This is a genomic window from Pseudomonas sp. KCJK8993, assembly GCF_046230915.1.
Lineage (GTDB): Bacteria > Pseudomonadota > Gammaproteobacteria > Pseudomonadales > Pseudomonadaceae > Aquipseudomonas > Aquipseudomonas piscis.
Genome location: NZ_JBJJLO010000082.1, coordinates 1 through 15,644, shown reverse-complemented (window position 1 = coordinate 15,644; position 15,644 = coordinate 1). Strand labels below are relative to the sequence as shown.

At 64.2% G+C, this 15,644-nt stretch carries 10 protein-coding genes and 1 other RNA gene; 7 read left to right on the top strand and 4 right to left on the bottom strand.

Annotated features, from left to right (window positions below; all coding sequences use genetic code 11):
• Positions 1-33: 33 nt before the first annotated feature.
• Together xdhB and xdhA are read right to left on the bottom strand one after the other, a co-directional pair.
• Positions 34-2,433, bottom strand: coding sequence for a xanthine dehydrogenase molybdopterin binding subunit (gene xdhB / locus ACK6AU_RS22425; protein ID WP_409301442.1), 2,400 nt, complete (start codon positions 2,431-2,433; stop codon positions 34-36).
• Positions 2,426-3,880 (bottom strand): xanthine dehydrogenase small subunit, encoded by a 1,455-nt coding sequence (xdhA, locus tag ACK6AU_RS22420; RefSeq protein WP_409301440.1) that lies wholly within the window; start codon positions 3,878-3,880, stop codon positions 2,426-2,428. The genes xdhB and xdhA overlap by 8 nt, the downstream gene beginning before the upstream one ends.
• A gap of 312 nt (positions 3,881-4,192) precedes the next feature.
• Between xdhA and ACK6AU_RS22415 the strand changes: the two genes are divergently transcribed.
• From ACK6AU_RS22415 to ACK6AU_RS22390, 6 genes are all read left to right on the top strand, one after another.
• On the top strand, positions 4,193-4,852 hold the full coding sequence (locus ACK6AU_RS22415; protein ID WP_185699593.1) for a GntR family transcriptional regulator: 660 nt from the start codon (positions 4,193-4,195) through the stop codon (positions 4,850-4,852).
• Between the two features lie 2 nt (positions 4,853-4,854).
• Positions 4,855-8,343 carry a chromosome segregation protein SMC gene (gene smc / locus ACK6AU_RS22410; protein ID WP_409301438.1) on the top strand — a complete coding sequence of 1,163 codons (3,489 nt, stop codon included), beginning with the start codon at positions 4,855-4,857 and terminating at the stop codon, positions 8,341-8,343.
• Between the two features lie 257 nt (positions 8,344-8,600).
• On the top strand, positions 8,601-9,455 hold the full coding sequence (gene zipA, locus ACK6AU_RS22405) for a cell division protein ZipA (protein ID WP_409301436.1): 855 nt from the start codon (positions 8,601-8,603) through the stop codon (positions 9,453-9,455).
• A gap of 130 nt (positions 9,456-9,585) precedes the next feature.
• Positions 9,586-11,958 carry an NAD-dependent DNA ligase LigA gene (ligA, locus tag ACK6AU_RS22400; protein ID WP_409301434.1) on the top strand — a complete coding sequence of 791 codons (2,373 nt, stop codon included), beginning with the start codon at positions 9,586-9,588 and terminating at the stop codon, positions 11,956-11,958.
• A gap of 166 nt (positions 11,959-12,124) precedes the next feature.
• An RNA gene (ffs, locus tag ACK6AU_RS22395) (signal recognition particle sRNA small type) lies at positions 12,125-12,221 on the top strand.
• A gap of 187 nt (positions 12,222-12,408) precedes the next feature.
• Positions 12,409-12,912 carry a GrpB family protein gene (locus ACK6AU_RS22390; protein WP_185699597.1) on the top strand — a complete coding sequence of 168 codons (504 nt, stop codon included), beginning with the start codon at positions 12,409-12,411 and terminating at the stop codon, positions 12,910-12,912.
• Positions 12,913-12,927: 15 nt separating this feature from the next.
• On the opposite strand, the gene ACK6AU_RS22385 is transcribed toward ACK6AU_RS22390, so the two are convergent.
• Positions 12,928-13,794 (bottom strand): LysR family transcriptional regulator, encoded by an 867-nt coding sequence (locus tag ACK6AU_RS22385; RefSeq protein WP_185699598.1) that lies wholly within the window; start codon positions 13,792-13,794, stop codon positions 12,928-12,930.
• A gap of 100 nt (positions 13,795-13,894) precedes the next feature.
• On the opposite strand from ACK6AU_RS22385, the gene ACK6AU_RS22380 reads away from it, so the two are divergent.
• Complete coding sequence (locus ACK6AU_RS22380; protein WP_312026259.1) at positions 13,895-14,812, top strand: DMT family transporter; 918 nt, start codon at positions 13,895-13,897, stop codon at positions 14,810-14,812.
• Between the two features lie 19 nt (positions 14,813-14,831).
• Here the strand turns inward: ACK6AU_RS22380 and ACK6AU_RS22375 are convergent.
• Positions 14,832-15,644: DUF2167 domain-containing protein (locus ACK6AU_RS22375; RefSeq protein WP_409301431.1), on the bottom strand; the 813-nt coding region annotated here is incomplete at its 5' end.

Genomic DNA, 15,644 nt, shown 5'->3' with positions numbered 1-15,644 from the left:
CATCGCTGTTGTCTGTTCCGGCCTCATCGCGGTCTAGAGCGGAGCCAGTTCGGATTCGCTCTCGACGGCCTTCGCCACTTGCAACTGGCGCATCTGCTCACAGCCCCAGAGCACCCGCTCCGGGGTCGCCGGGGCGTCGATCCGTGGCTGGTGCCGGTAGTCGCCGAGGCTGGCCACGGCGTCCTTGATGGCGCACCAGGCGGCGATGCCGAGCATGAATGGTGGTTCGCCCACCGCCTTGGAGTGGAACACCGTGTCTTCCGGGTTCTTGCGGTTCTCCACCAGCTTGACCCGCAGGTCCGCCGGCATGTCCGCCACTGCCGGGATCTTGTAGCTGGCCGGGCCGTTGGTCATCAGCTTGCCCTTGGCGTTCCATACCAATTCCTCGGTGGTCAGCCAGCCCATGCCCTGGATGAAGCCGCCTTCCACCTGGCCGATGTCGATGGCCGGGTTCAGCGACGCGCCGACGTCATGCAGGATATCGGTGCGCAGCATCTTGTATTCGCCGGTCAGGGTATCGACGAGCACCTCGGCGCAGGCCGCGCCGAAGGCGAAGTAGTAGAACGGCCGGCCGCGGGCCTGGGCGCGGTCGTAGTAGATCTTCGGCGTCTTGTAGAAGCCGGTGCTGGACAGCGACACCTGGGCGAAATACGCCTGCTGGATCAGTTCCTCGAAGGTCAGGATCAGCTCGCGAACCCGCACGTGGCCGTTGTGGAACTCCACATCTTCCTCGCTGACCTGGTACTTGCGCGCGGCGAACTCCACCAGCCGGTCCTTGATGGTCTGCGCCGCGTTCTGCGCCGCCTTGCCGTTGAGGTCGGCGCCGCTGGAGGCCGCGGTCGGCGAGGTGTTGGGCACCTTGTCGGTATTGGTGGCGGTGATTTGCACCCGGCCGATATCGACCTGGAACACCTCGGCCACCACCTGGGCCACCTTGGTGTTCAGGCCCTGGCCCATCTCGGTGCCGCCATGGTTGAGGTGGATGCTGCCGTCGGTGTAGACGTGGACCAGCGCGCCGGCCTGGTTGAGGAAGCTGGCGGTGAAGGAGATGCCGAATTTCACCGGGGTCAGGGCCAGGCCTTTCTTCAGCACCGGGCTGTTGGCGTTGTACAGCCGGATGGCTTCGCGGCGCTCGGCATACTGGCTGCTGGCCTCCAGTTCGGCGGTCATTTCCTCGAGCATGTTGTGCTCGACGGTCTGGTAGTAGTGGGTGACGTTGCGCTCGGTCTTGCCGTAGTAATTGGCCTTGCGCACCGCCAGCGGGTCCAGGTGCAGGTGGCGGGCGATGGCGTCCATCACTTCCTCTATGGCGACCATGCCTTGGGGGCCGCCGAAACCGCGATAGGCGGTGTTGGAGGCGGTGTTGGTCTTGCAGCGGTGGCCGTTGACCGTGGCGTCGCCCAGGTAGTAGGCATTGTCGGCGTGGAACATCGCCCGGTCGACGATGGACGCCGACAGGTCCGGCGAGCAGCCGCAGTTGCCCGCCAGTTCCAGCTGGATGCCGTGCAGCCGGCCACTGTCGTCGAAGCCCACGTCGTATTCGATGTAGAAGGGGTGGCGCTTGCCGGTCATCAGCATGTCCTCGACCCGGGGCAGGCGCATCTTGGTCGGCTGGCCGGTGAGGCGCGCGATCACCGCGCACAGGCAGGCGGGGCTGGCCGCCTGGGTTTCCTTGCCGCCGAAGCCGCCCCCCATGCGACGCATGTCCACCACGATCTTGTTCATCGAGACGTCCAGCACCTCGGCCACCAGCTTCTGCACTTCGGTGGGATTCTGGGTCGAGCAATAGACGATCATGCCGCCGTCCTCGGTGGGCATCACCGAGGAGATCTGGGTCTCCAGGTAGAAATGCTCCTGGCCACCGATGTGCAGGGTGCCCTGGATGCGGTGGCTGGCGCTGGCCAGGGCGCTGGCCGAGTCGCCGCGCTGATGGGTGTGGCTGTCCAGCACGAAGTGGCGCTTGCGCAGGGCCTCGACCACGTCCAGCACCGGCTCCAGGTCCTCGTACTCGATGATCGCGGCCATGGCGGCCTGGCGTGCGGTATCCAGGTCGCGGGCGGCCACCGCCAGCACCGGCTGGCCGACGTATTGCACGGTGTCGATGGCCAGCAACGGGTCGCCGGGCAACAGCGGGCCAATGTCCTTGAGGCCGGGAATGTCCTCGTGGGTGATGACGATGCGCACCCCTTCGAAGGCATGGCAGGGCGCCGTATCGATGCTGATGATCCGGGCGTGGGCGCGGTCCGAGAGCCGAGCATAGACATGCAGCTGGTTGGGGAATTCCAGGCGGTCGTCGATGTACACCGCTTCGCCGGACACGTGTTTTTCGGCGCTGTCATGCTTGACGCTGCGACCGACGCCGGTGGTCAGGTCCTGGCGAAACAGGGCCGAGAGTTCGTCCTGGGTCTTTTCGACCTTGTGCTGGTTAGACATGAGCGGTCACCCGGGTCTGGATGTGCGGTGTGTGCAGTTCGATGAAGTACTTGCGCAGCAGGTTCTGCGCGCTCAGCAGGCGGTACTCCTTGCTCGCGCGAAAATCCGAGAGCGGCGTGAAGTCCTGGGCCAGGGCCGCGCAGGCCTGCTCGATGCTCGCCTGGGTCCAGTCGGCGCCGGTCAGGATCGCCTCGCAGTGCCTGGCGCGCTTGGGAGTGGCGGCCATGCCGCCGAAGGCGATGCGCGCCTCCTCGATCACGCCGTCGACTATCCGCAGGTTGAAGGCCGCGCAGACGGCGGAGATATCGTCGTCCAGGCGTTTGGACACCTTGTAGGCGCGGAACTGCCGCTCGGCGCTGGCGCGGGGCACGATGATCTTCTCGATGAACTCGCTGTCCTGGCGGGCGGTGACGCGGTAGTCGATGAAGTAATCCTCCAGGGCCAGGGTCCGGCGCACCTGGCCCTTGCACAGCACGATCTGCGCGCCCAGGGCGATCAGCAGCGGCGGCGAGTCGCCGATGGGCGAGGCGTTGCCGATATTGCCGCCCAGGGTGCCCTGGTTGCGGATCTGCAGCGAGGCGAAGCGTTGCAGCAGTTCGCCGAAGTCCGGGTACTCGCCGCGCAGGGCGTCGTAGCAATCGGTGAGGGTGGTGGCCGCGCCGATCTCCAGGCGGTCGTCGAAGCATTCGATGCGCTTGAGCTCGGCGATATTGCCGACGTAGATCATCACCGGCAGGGTGCGGTGGAACTGCGTCACCTCCAGCGCCAGGTCAGTGCCGCCCGCCAGCAGGCGGGCCTGGGGATAGGCGTCGTAGAGGTCGGCCAGGTCGGCGACGGTCAGGGGCACCAGGCAGCGCTTGTCGCCGCTGTTGAGCTCGGCGGTGTCTTGCGGGGCGATGGCCTTGAGGCGGGCGATGGTCTCGGGCTGGCGGGCATCGAACTGGTCGCCGCGCTCATCAGCGCAGGCCTGTTCGGCGGCGGCGAGGATCGGCCGGTAGCCGGTGCAGCGGCAAAGGTTGCCGGCCAGGGCTTCGTGGGCCTTGTGGCTGTCGGGCCGGCTGCTGTTCTTCTGCAGGGCGAACAGCGACATGACGAAGCCCGGCGTGCAGAAGCCGCATTGCGAGCCGTGGCAGTCGACCATGGCCTGCTGCACGCTGTGCAACTGGCCCTGGTGCTTGAGGCCTTCGATGCTGATCAGTTGCTTGCCGTGCAAGGAGGATACGAAGGTCAGGCACGAGTTGAGGCTGCGGTAGCGGATCGATTCGTCGCCCCGGGCATCGACTTGCAGCTCGCCGACCACCACGGTGCAGGCCCCGCAGTCACCACTGGCACAGCCTTCCTTGGTGCCGGGCTTGCCCAGGTGTTCGCGCAGGTAGTCGAGCACGGTCAGGTTCGGGTCCAGGGTGCGCTCGCTGCGGAGCTCCTGGTTGAATAGAAACTGGATCACGGAAGGCCTCGCAAACTCATTATTGTTGTTAAGCGACGTGGGCCGAATTTAGTCATGTCTGACTTTTCGGTCAATGATTTTCTGACTTCAAGGTCAGGAAATTTATTCACCCAACAATTCAAGTATGACCAAGATCCTCATGGCCGCAGGCGCGGGGCCGGGCAGCAGTCGACAAGCAGCGGCGCAGACCCGACCGATAGCCGTCCGTCTGCGGGTTTCATGGCAAATTCCGCTGCCCTGGCACTCCGCGCCGGGGTATCAATTGCGCTACACTTCGCCGCTTGTGCCGATTAAAGATTCTGAAGGAAAACCATGACGTTCAAGGCGCCGGACAGTCTCGCCGAGCAAATTGCTCACCACCTCGCCGAACGTATCATTCGCGGGGATCTCAAGCCTGGGGAGCGCATTCAGGAACAGAAGGTCACCCTGGCCCTCAATGTCAGTCGCGGCTCGGTCCGCGAAGCCTTGCTGATCCTGGAGCGCCGCCACCTGATCGCCATCCTGCCGCGCCGTGGCGCCCATGTGACCGAGCTCACCGAGCACAAGGTCCGCAGCCTCTGCACCCTGATGAGCGAGATGTACATCCTGCTCGGCAACTCGGTGGCCAGCGGCTGGCAGCAGCAAAGCGACATGGCGCCGTTCCTGCAGATCCAGCAACGCCTGGAAAGTGCCTACCAGAGCCAGGACATCCGCGCCTTCGTCGAAGACAGCTTCAGCGTGATGCGCGCCGCCTACCCCTTCGCCAACAACCCGTACCTGCAGGAGACCGTCGAGAACCTGCAGCCGGCCATGAGCCGCGCCTATTACCTGGCGCTGGACCAGCGCAAGGCGTCCATGAGCGAGTACCTGGAGTTGTTCGAGCAGCTGCTGGCTGCCGTGCTGGCCCGTGACCTGGCGCAGATCCGCCGGGTGCTGACGGCCTACGGCCAGCGCAGCAGCGACCTGGTGGTGTCTGCCCTGGCGGATGCGTAAACGTGCGACTCAAGTGCATCAAGCTGGCGGGGTTCAAATCCTTCGTCGATCCGACCACGGTCAACTTCCCCAGTAACATGGCGGCGGTGGTCGGGCCCAATGGCTGCGGCAAGTCGAACATCATCGATGCCGTACGCTGGGTGATGGGCGAAAGCTCGGCGAAGAACCTGCGCGGCGAATCGATGACCGACGTCATCTTCAATGGTTCCACCAGCCGCAAGCCGGTGAGCCAGGCGAGCATCGAGCTGGTATTCGACAACTCCGATGGCACCCTGGTGGGTGAGTACGCGGCCTATGCGGAGATCTCCATTCGCCGCAAGGTGACCCGCGACAGCCAGAACAGCTACTACCTGAACGGCGCCAAGTGCCGTCGCCGCGACATCACCGACATCTTCCTCGGCACCGGCCTCGGGCCACGCAGCTACTCGATCATCGAGCAGGGCATGATCTCCAAGTTGATCGAAGCCAAGCCCGAGGACCTGCGCAACTTCATCGAGGAAGCCGCGGGCATTTCCAAGTACAAGGAGCGCCGGCGCGAGACGGAAAACCGCATCCGCCGCACCCATGAAAACCTGGCGCGCCTGACCGACCTGCGCGAGGAGCTGGAGCGCCAGCTCGAGCGCCTGCATCGCCAGGCCCAGGCCGCTGAGAAGTACCAGGAATACAAGGCCGAGGAGCGTCAGCTCAAGGCGCAACTGTCGGCCTTGCGCTGGCAGGCGCTGAACGAGCAAGTGGGGCAGCGCGAGTCGGTGATCGGCAGCCAGGAGGTCAGCTTCGAGGCCCTGGTGGCCGAGCAGCGCAACGCCGATGCCGCCATCGAGCGCCTGCGCGACGGCCACCATGAGCTGTCCGAACGCTTCAACCAGGTGCAGGGACGCTTCTACTCGGTAGGTGGCGACATCGCCCGGGTCGAGCAGAGCATCCAGCACGGCCAGCAGCGCTTGCGCCAGTTGCAGGACGACCTCAAGGAAGCCGAGCGCGCGCGACTGGAGACCGAGTCGCACCTGGGCCACGACCGCACCTTGCTGGCGACCCTGGGCGAAGAGCTGGCGCTGCTCGAGCCCGAGCAGGCACTCACCAGCGCCGCTGCCGAGGAAGCCGCGGCGGCCCTGGAAGAGTCCGAGACCACCATGCATGGTTGGCAGGAGCAGTGGGACGCGTTCAACCTCAGGTCCGCCGAGCCAAGGCGCCAGGCGGAAGTGCAGCAGTCGCGCATCCAGCAGTTGGAGGCCAGCCTGGAACGCCTGGCCGAGCGCCAGCGCCGCCTGGGCGAAGAGCGCGAGCAACTGGCTGCCGATCCGGAAGACGCGGCCATGCTCGAGCTCAATGAACAACTGGCCGCCAGCGAGGCCACCCTCGAAGACCTGCAAGCCAGCGAGGAGTCCCAGGTCGAGCGCCTGGAACAACTGCGCCAGCAGTTGCAGCAGGCGACCCAGGCCCAGCAGCAAGCCCAGGGCGAGTTGCAGCGGCTCAACGGTCGCCTGGCGTCCCTGGAGGCGCTGCAGCAAGCGGCCCTGGACCCGGATACCGGCACCGCCCAATGGCTGCGTGAGCAGCAACTGGCCGAGCGCCCACGCCTGGCCGATGACCTGCAGGTGGAGGCCGGCTGGGAGCTGGCGGTGGAAACCGTGCTGGGTGCCGATCTGCAGGCAGTGCTGGTGGAGGATTTCACCGGTATCGACCTGGCTGGGTTCGAGCAGGGCGACCTGCGCTTGTTGAGCCTGCCGGGAGAGGCTTCGTCCTTGCCCGGCAGCTTGCTGGACAAGGTGCAGTCCCAGGTCGACCTGGCGCCCTGGTTGGGCCAGGTCAGGCCGGTGGACAGCCTCGAGCAGGCCTTGGCCTTGCGTGGCCAGCTGGCGGCGGGGCAGAGCCTGATCAGCCGCGACGGTTATTGGGTCGGCCGGCATTTCCTGCGGGTGCGTCGCGCCAGCGACGCGCAGAGCGGGGTGTTGGCCCGGGGCCAGGAAATCCAGCAACTGATACTCGAGCGCGACGAGCGTGAAGCCAGTGTCGAGGACCTGGAAAGCCAGTTGCTCAACCTGCGGGCCCAGCAGCGCCAGCAGGAAAACGGGCGTGAGCATCTGCGCCGGCTATTGCAGGACGAGGCTCGCCAGCAGGGTGAGTTGAAAGCCCTGTTGTCCGCTGGCAAGGCCAAGGCCGAGCAGTTGCATCTGCGCCGTAGCCGCCTCGACGAGGAACTGGTCGAGCTGGCTGAGCAGCGCGAACTGGAGCATGAGCAGATCGGCGAGGCGCGCCTGCAACTGCAGGATGCGCTGGACGGCATGGCCTTGGACACCGAGCAGCGCGAGTCGCTGCTGGCCCAGCGCGACAGCTTGCGCGAGCGTCTCGACCGGGTGCGCCAGGAGGCACGCCAGCACAAGGACCACGCCCATCAGTTGGCGGTGCGCATGGGCTCGCTCAAGGCCCAGCACGATTCCACGCGCCAGGCCCTGGAGCGCCTGGAGATGCAGTCCGAGCGCCTGACCGAGAAGCGCGAACAGTTGAGCCTCAACCTGGAGGAAGGCGAGGCGCCCCTGGAAGAGTTGCGCCTCAAGCTCGAAGAGTTGCTGGAGCGGCGCATGAGCGTGGATGTCGAACTCAAGGCCGCGCAGATCGCCATGGAGGATGCCGACCGTGAATTGCGTGAAGCCGAGAAGCGTCGCAGCCAGGCCGAGCAGCAGTCGCAGTTGATCCGCGGGCAGCTCGAGCAGCAACGGATGGAGTGGCAGGCGCTGAGCGTGCGGCGCAAGGCGCTGCAGGAGCAGTTGCTGGCCGATGGCTACGACCTGGACGGGGTGCTGGCGACCCTGGCGGCGGATGCCAGCGAGCCTGCCGCGGAAGAGGAACTGGAGCGGATTGCGGCGCGGATCCAGCGCCTGGGGGCGATCAACCTCGCGGCGATCGACGAATACCGCCAGCAATCCGAGCGCAAGCGCTACCTGGATGCCCAGGATGCCGACCTGGTACAGGCCCTGGAAACCCTGGAGAACGTGATCCGCAAGATCGACAAGGAAACCCGGAACCGGTTCAAGGACACTTTCGACCAGATCAATGGTGGCCTGCAGGCATTGTTTCCAAAAGTTTTCGGTGGCGGCAGCGCTTATTTGGAACTGACGGGCGAAGATCTACTCGATACAGGGGTGACGATCATGGCGCGCCCTCCGGGTAAGAAGAACAGCACTATTCATTTGCTCTCCGGTGGAGAAAAGGCACTGACCGCCCTGGCCCTGGTATTCGCCATCTTCAAGTTGAATCCGGCACCTTTCTGCATGCTCGACGAAGTTGACGCACCGCTGGATGACGCTAACGTTGGACGCTATGCAAAGCTGGTCAAGGAGATGTCGCAAACGGTGCAGTTCATCTATATCACCCACAACAAGATCGCCATGGAAATGGCCGATCAATTGATGGGGGTGACGATGCACGAGCCCGGTTGTTCGCGCCTGGTAGCCGTGGATGTCGAAGAGGCCATGGCGATGGTGGACGCTTGAGCCGGCAGGGTTGAGGGGGCTGTGGGGGGCAGCGCAGGTGGTTTTTCACCATTGTCGGGCTAGCCAGGCGACATATTGGCCATAAGCGTTGCGACAGACGGTGTAAAGTTGCCTTTGGTCGTGCTAGTTTAATGTCAATTTTTTCTACGCGTGAGCAAAAGGCCATTCAGAACATAGAGTTGGCGCCACGTTTTAAAGCGGTTTGCAGATTGTAAGCCCCTTATTTTTCAGCATTTTTCATAGAGGCACGGGATTACATGGAAATCGGTCTGCGCGAGTGGCTGATCGTCATCGGCATTATTGTCATCGCCGGTATTCTTTTTGATGGCTGGCGGCGTATGCGCGGCGGCAAGGGCAAGTTGAAGTTCCGTCTTGATCGAAGTCTTTCCAACTTGCCGGACGATGATGGCAATGCCGAATTGCTGGGTCCGTCCCGGGTGCTGGACAGCCACAAGGAGCCGCAACTGGATGAGCATGACTTGCCTTCGGTGAGCATGCCGGCCCGCGAGCCCCGGGAAAGTTCTTCGTCCAAGCGTGGCAAGCGTGGCAGCGAGCCGCAGCAGGGTGACCTGAACCTGGACCTGGATCTGGACAGCGGCCCGGGCTTCAGCAGCCGTGACGATGATTTCCCGGCCGATGAAGGCAAGGCTGCCAGCCTCGGCGACAAGGAGCAGCCCCAGGCCGAGGAAGTGCTGGTGATCAGCGTGATCTGCCGCGATGCAGCGGGCTTCAAGGGCCCGGCGCTGTTGCAGAACATCCTCGAGAGCGGCCTGCGTTTTGGCAAGATGGATATTTTCCACCGCCACGAAAGCATGGCTGGCAACGGCGAGGTGCTGTTCTCCATGGCCAACGCGGTCAAGCCCGGGGTGTTCGACCTGGACGATATCGACCACTTCAGCACTCCGGCCGTGAGCTTCTTCCTGGGCCTGCCGGGCCCACGTCATCCGAAACAGGCTTTCGACGTGATGGTGGCCGCGGCGCGCAAGTTGTCCCAGGAACTCAATGGCGAGCTCAAGGACGACCAGCGCAGCGTCCTGACCGCCCAGACCATCGAGCATTACCGCCAGCGCATCGTCGAGTTCGAGCGTCGCGCCCTCACCCAGAAGCGGTGATCCTCTGATCGCTGGCCAGCGATTTCGCCAAAGCGGGATCTATCCTGTAGGAGTCGACCGGCCAGCCAAGCCTGTACACAATTTTCGATCGAGCAGCCTAGGCTGCTCTTTTGCTTTATGAGAGAACCCCATGACCGCCGCCGAAACCCGCATTCTTGAGCTGCGTGCCGAGCTGGACCTGCACAACTATCGCTACCATGTGCTCGATGAGCCCAGCATCCCGGATGCCGAGTACGACCGCCTGTTCCGTGAGCTCAAGGCCCTGGAGGCCGAGTACCCGGAGCTGGTGACCAGTGACTCGCCGACCCAGCGGGTCGGCAGCGCGGCGCTCTCGGCTTTCACCCAGGTCCGCCATGAGATCCCCATGCTCAGCCTGGGCAACGCCTTCGAAGAAGTCGACATGCGCGAGTTCGATCGCCGGGTCAATGAAGGCCTGGACCTGCCGAGCGGCGACCTGTTCGGCGGTGGCGCGGTGGTGCAGTACAGTTGCGAGCCCAAGCTCGACGGCCTGGCGGTCAGCCTGCTGTACCAGGACGGTGTGCTGGTGCGTGGCGCCACCCGGGGCGACGGCACCACCGGCGAGGACATCAGCATCAACGTGCGTACCGTGCGCAACATTCCGCTGAAGCTGCAGGGCAGTGGTTGGCCGGCGACCCTGGAAGTGCGTGGTGAAGTGTTCATGTCCAAGGCCGGCTTCGAGCGCTTGAACGCCGCGCAACTGGAGGCGGGCGGCAAGACCTTCGCCAACCCGCGCAACGCCGCGGCGGGCAGCCTGCGCCAGCCGGATTCGAAGATCACCGCCAGTCGGCCCCTGGAGTTCTGTTGCTACGGCCTGGGCCAGGTCACGGCGGACATCGCCGATACCCATATCGGCAACCTCGAGCAGCTCAAGCAGTGGGGCATGCCCATCAGTCGCGAGCTGCGCCTGGCCAAGGGGATCGACGAGTGTCTGGACTACTACCGCGAGATCGGCGAGCGGCGTAACGCGCTGCCCTACGAAATCGACGGCGTGGTGTTCAAGGTCAACAGCATCGCTTCCCAGCGCGAGCTGGGCTTCCGGGCCCGGGAGCCGCGCTGGGCCATCGCCCACAAGTTTCCGGCCATGGAAGAACTCACCGAGTTGTTGGATGTGGAGTTCCAGGTCGGTCGTACTGGCGCGGTGACGCCGGTGGCGCGCTTGAAACCGGTCAAGGTGGCGGGGGTGACCGTATCCAACGCCACCTTGCACAACATGGACGAAGTGGCGCGCCTGGGGCTGATGATCGGCGACACGGTGATCATCCGGCGTGCCGGCGACGTGATCCCGCAGGTGGTGCAAGTGATCACCGAACGGCGTCCGCAGGATGCCCGGCCGGTGCAGATTCCCGAAAGCTGCCCGGTCTGTGGCTCCCATGTCGAGCGCACGCAACTGGTCAAGCGCAGCAAGGGCCGCGAAACCGTCAGCGAAGGTGCGGTCTATCGCTGCGTGGGCCGCCTGGCCTGCGGTGCCCAGCTCAAGCAGGCGATCATCCACTTCGTGTCCCGGCGTGCCATGGATATCGAAGGCCTGGGGGACAAGACCATCGAGCAACTGGTGGACGAGCAGCTCATCGCCTCGCCGGCCGATCTCTACAAGCTCGAGTACGAGCAGATCATCGATTTGGAAGGCTTTGCCGAGGTCTCCAGCAACAAGCTGCTCAAGGCCATCGAAGACAGCAAGCGCCCGTCACTGGCGCGTTTCGTCTATGCCCTGGGCATCCCCGATGTCGGCGAAGAGACCGCCAAGGTCCTGGCGCGCTCCCTGGGCACCCTGGAGCGGGTACGCCAGGCGTTGCCGCAGGTGTTGACCTACCTGCCGGATGTCGGCCTGGAAGTCGCCCACGAAATCCACAGTTTCTTCGAGGACAGCCATAACCAGCAGGTGATCGGCGCCTTGCTGGCGGCGGACCAGTGCGCCCTGGTGCTGCAGGACCAGGGCGAGCTGGGGGCGGAATTCGCCGCCAGCACCACCTTGGGCGGCATGCTCGACAAGCTGAACATTCCTTCAGTGGGACCGGGTGCGGCACAGAAGCTGGCGGACAAGTTCGGTTCCTTGCAAGGGGTGATCGACGCCGATTGGCTGGACATGCGCCAGGCCTTGCCGGAGAAGCAGGCCAAGGCGGTCCGTGAGTTCTTCGACAATCCCGATAATGCCCAGTTGGCCCAGGCCATCGAGCAGCAGTTGCGTGACTTCGGCATGCACTGGCAGAGCGAGAAGAAGGTGGTCGAAGGCTTGCCCCTGGCCGGCCAGACCTGGGTGCTGACCGGTTCCCTGGAGTTGATGAGCCGCGATGTGGCCAAGGACAAGCTGGAAAGCCTGGGAGCCAAGGTAGCGGGTTCGGTTTCGGCCAAGACCCATTGCGTGGTGGCGGGTCCCGGGGCCGGTTCCAAGTTGGCCAAGGCCAACGAACTGGGCCTGAAGGTGCTGGACGAGGAGGCATTCGTCGCCTTCCTTGGTGAGCACGGCATTTCCGCTTCCGCCTGAAGCGTGGGCCGGCCGGCGCGAGCCAGCGTCCGTCGGCCCTGCTTGGCGACACTCCAAGTGCTTGAAGCCCTTCGAGTTTTTTATTCTGCAATGAGCGGTTGTATCTTCAACTCAGATAGGTACAATGGCGCGGCTCGCCGTCAGGTGAGCGTCGTTATGGTGGCCCCATCGGTCCCCCCGCAACGATTACCCGTCAACCTGGTCAGGCCCGGAAGGGAGCAGCCACAGCGGGAACATTGTGTGCCGGGGTGTGGCTGGTGGGGCTGCCTCCATAACGCTCTCGTCGGTCCTCGATGAGTCCTAGCCAAAGCAGAATCCTGAATCTTGTATAGCGCAAGCTGTGCAGGTTTTGTCGCGCCTGCAGGTTTTATTACCTGTCCTGGCGGCTTCGGCGTGCAGTGTCAGCTGCACTCGGCGCCGGGGATGGCAACCCCTACACAAGGAGTGAATATGGCGTTGACCAGCAAGATTTCCCCCTACGACCCGCGATGGCCCCTGGCATTCGCCGCCGAGCGCGAGCGTATTGCGCCGGGTTTTGCCGATGATCTGCTGGCCATTCACCACGTGGGCAGTACTGCCGTGGCCGGGCTTGCGGCCAAGCCGGAAATCGATGTGCTGCTGGTGGTCGCGCAGCATCGGGACGAGGCGCTGCGCCAGGCTTTCATGGCGACCTTGGGTTATGTCCGAGGCAGCGATTTGTCTGCCGGACATCATTTCTATCGGCGGGACGTCGCTGGGGTGCGGACCCACAAGGTGCACGTGTGCCTGGCGGGGCATGGGCAGATCCGGCGGATGCTGGGGTTTCGCGACCTGTTGCGCAGCGACCCCGACCTTCGCCAGCGCTATCAGGAACTGAAGTTGCAGCTGCAAGCCAGTAACCGCGACGGCATCGGTGAGTACCTCGCGGGCAAGGCGCCTTTCATCGATGCGGTGATGGAGAGCTGTCGGTCGTGATTGCTCCGGGCGCGCTCATGCGCCGAGTTTCTCGCGCAGCAACTGGGCGAAGGCATCCCGGGCGCGGTGCTGCTGCACGTCCTGGTGCCAGACAAAACGGTTGTCTACCGGCGCCAGGTCATCGAAGCGCTGCACGGTCAGGGTCGAGGACTGCGCATAACGATCCAGTACCCCTTCGGGGATCAGCGACACCCCCACGCCCGCACTGACGCAGCCGATGATGGTGCCCCAGCTGGCATAGCCAGTGATCGGCAGGTTCAGGCCGTGCTTGCCGAGCCAGTTCTCCAGGGCGCGGCGATAGGGGCAACCGGCTGGCCACATGAACAAGTGCTGGCCCTGCAGGTCGCTGGCGCTGTGGATCGGTGCGCTGCCGGCACTGGAAATCAGCACCAGGGGTTCGTGGTAGAGCACGGTCTGTTGCAGTTTCGCCGGCAGCGTATCGATGGCCACCAGGGCGCCGTCGATACGCTGGTGGCGCAATGCTTCGAAGAGTTGCGACCAAGTGCCAGTGACCAGTTCCACGCTGACGTGTGGATAGCGCCGGTGATATTCGGCCAATAGCGGTGGCAAGCGGCCGCCGGCGCAGGACTCGATCGAACCCAGGCGCAGCGGGCCGCTGGGTTCGGCCTGGCTGTCGACCGCGCGTCGGGCCTCGTCCACCAGGGCGAGGATGCGCTCGCTGTAGCCGAGGAAGATTTCCCCGGCCGGGCTGATCCTCAGGCCGCGCCCGATGCGGGTGAACAAGGGGGTGCCCAGTTCGTTTTCCAGCTGCTTGAGGCGGTTGGTGATATTGGACGGCACGCAGTGCAACTGCTCGGCCGCGCGGGCGATGCTGCCGAAGCGGGCCACGGCTTGCACCATCTTCAATTGAGCCAGTTCCATCGTTCATTTCTCGTGAGTAATGGGCTCAGTATTGATCAATTGTTGTGAGCTTTCGAGGGCGCGACACTGCAACTCCCTACCTTGCCTGGAAGTTTGCCTCGTGAAGATCTCGCCCTCGCTGAAACTGGTTCTGGCTACGGCCATGGTCATCTTGTGCTGGGCCTATTCGCCGGTGGGTATCCATATCGGCCTTGAGGGCTACAGTCCCGGGCACCTGGCGTTGCTGCGCTTTCTCATCGCTTCGGTATTCATGGTCGGCATGGCACTGGTTGCGGGTATTTCCCTGCCGCGCTGGCGCGACATGCCCTGGTTACTGGTGCTGGGATTCTTCGCCATCGCCCTGCATCACGTCAGCCTCAACTACGGGCAGCAGGGTTTGAGCGCTGGCGCATCCAGCGTGCTGGCGCAAGCGGCCCCGATCTTCAGCACCCTGATCGCGTTTTTCTGGCTCAGGGAGCCGGTCAGTGCCTGGTGCTGGGGCTGTGTGGCGCTGGGCCTGGTGGGTGCATTGCTGGTGGTGGCTGGTGATCGCGGCCTGGGTTCGATCCAGCCGCAGGGCTTGCTGGTGCTGCTGGCGGCTTTTTCCTGGGGGCTGTATTTCGTGCTGCAGCGGCGCTTTTCCGGGCGCTACGGGCTCTTGACCACAACGTGCTACATGGTCTGGGGCGGGACCTTGCTGTTGGCGGTGTACACCCCGGGCCTGACCCAGGCCGTTGTCCAGGCGCCCTTGCGGGTGAACCTGGCGGTGCTGTTGCTCGGGTTGTTTCCCAGCGCACTGGCTTACCTGGCCTGGGCCTATGTGCTGGCGCGGGTCGAGGTCAGCCGGGCGTCGATCGCCATGTACCTGATCCCGCCGGTGGCCATGCTGCTGGCCGCGATCGTCCTGGGCGAGACGCTGCGCTCCGGGGTGCTGTTGGGGGCGGCGGTGGTGCTGGGGAGTGTGATGGCGATGCAGTTGGAGGGGCGCTGGAGCAAGAGCGCCAGTGCGCGGGCCATGAACGACAAGGCCCCGGTTTGACGGGGCCTTATGCAGTGGATCAGCTTTTCTTCTTGAACAGTCGGCCGATGAAGGCGACGACAGCAAGCACGCCGATGACGATGAACTTCTTGCCGGCCAGGAGCAGGACCCCGAGCTTGGCGAACAGTCCGGCCTTGCTGGCAATACCGCCGGCCACCAAGGCTGCCAGGCCATAGGTGGCCAGCTTGTCGGTGCTCGGGTTGTAGTCGGCGTAGCGGTTACCGTCGGTGAAGTTGGTGAAGGCCAGCACCTTGGGAATCTCGCGCTTGATGGTGGGCAGGTCTTGCATGGAGGCGACCGCATTGAGCTCCAGCACGCCTTCACGACCCAGCACGCGGATGCTGTAGTTCAGGGTGTTGTGCTCGGCGCCTTCGGCCTTGAGCTCGCGGGCCCAGTACATCTTGTGCGATTGCGCGTCATAGCTTGGCTGCTCGGCCCAGCCCAGCAGATGGATGGCGCCGTAGCCTTGCTCCTTGCGCTCTTTGTTGTCTTCCTCGTCCGCGGCCTGCATTTCTTTGAGCAGGTCCTGGTAGTCGATCTTCGCTGCGTCTTCGTCGGAGATGTGGCCGTCGTTCTTGTAGCTGATGATCACGCCCCAGCCTTCGGCGGCCAGCGGGCTGACGGCGCTGGGCACGATCATGCCCAGGGTGGTGAAGCCAGGCGGGTTGCCCCAGCCTTCGGTGAGCAGCTTCTCGGTGTCCTTGGGAGTGAGGTAGTAGAACTCCTTGCTCAGATCGAGGCTGGCGATGTCGCCAGGTAGCTTGATGTTGCCGTGGCGTGGCGAGAGCGAGGCGAGAAACTGTTCGGCAGTCTGGGGTTCGGCGTCCTTGGT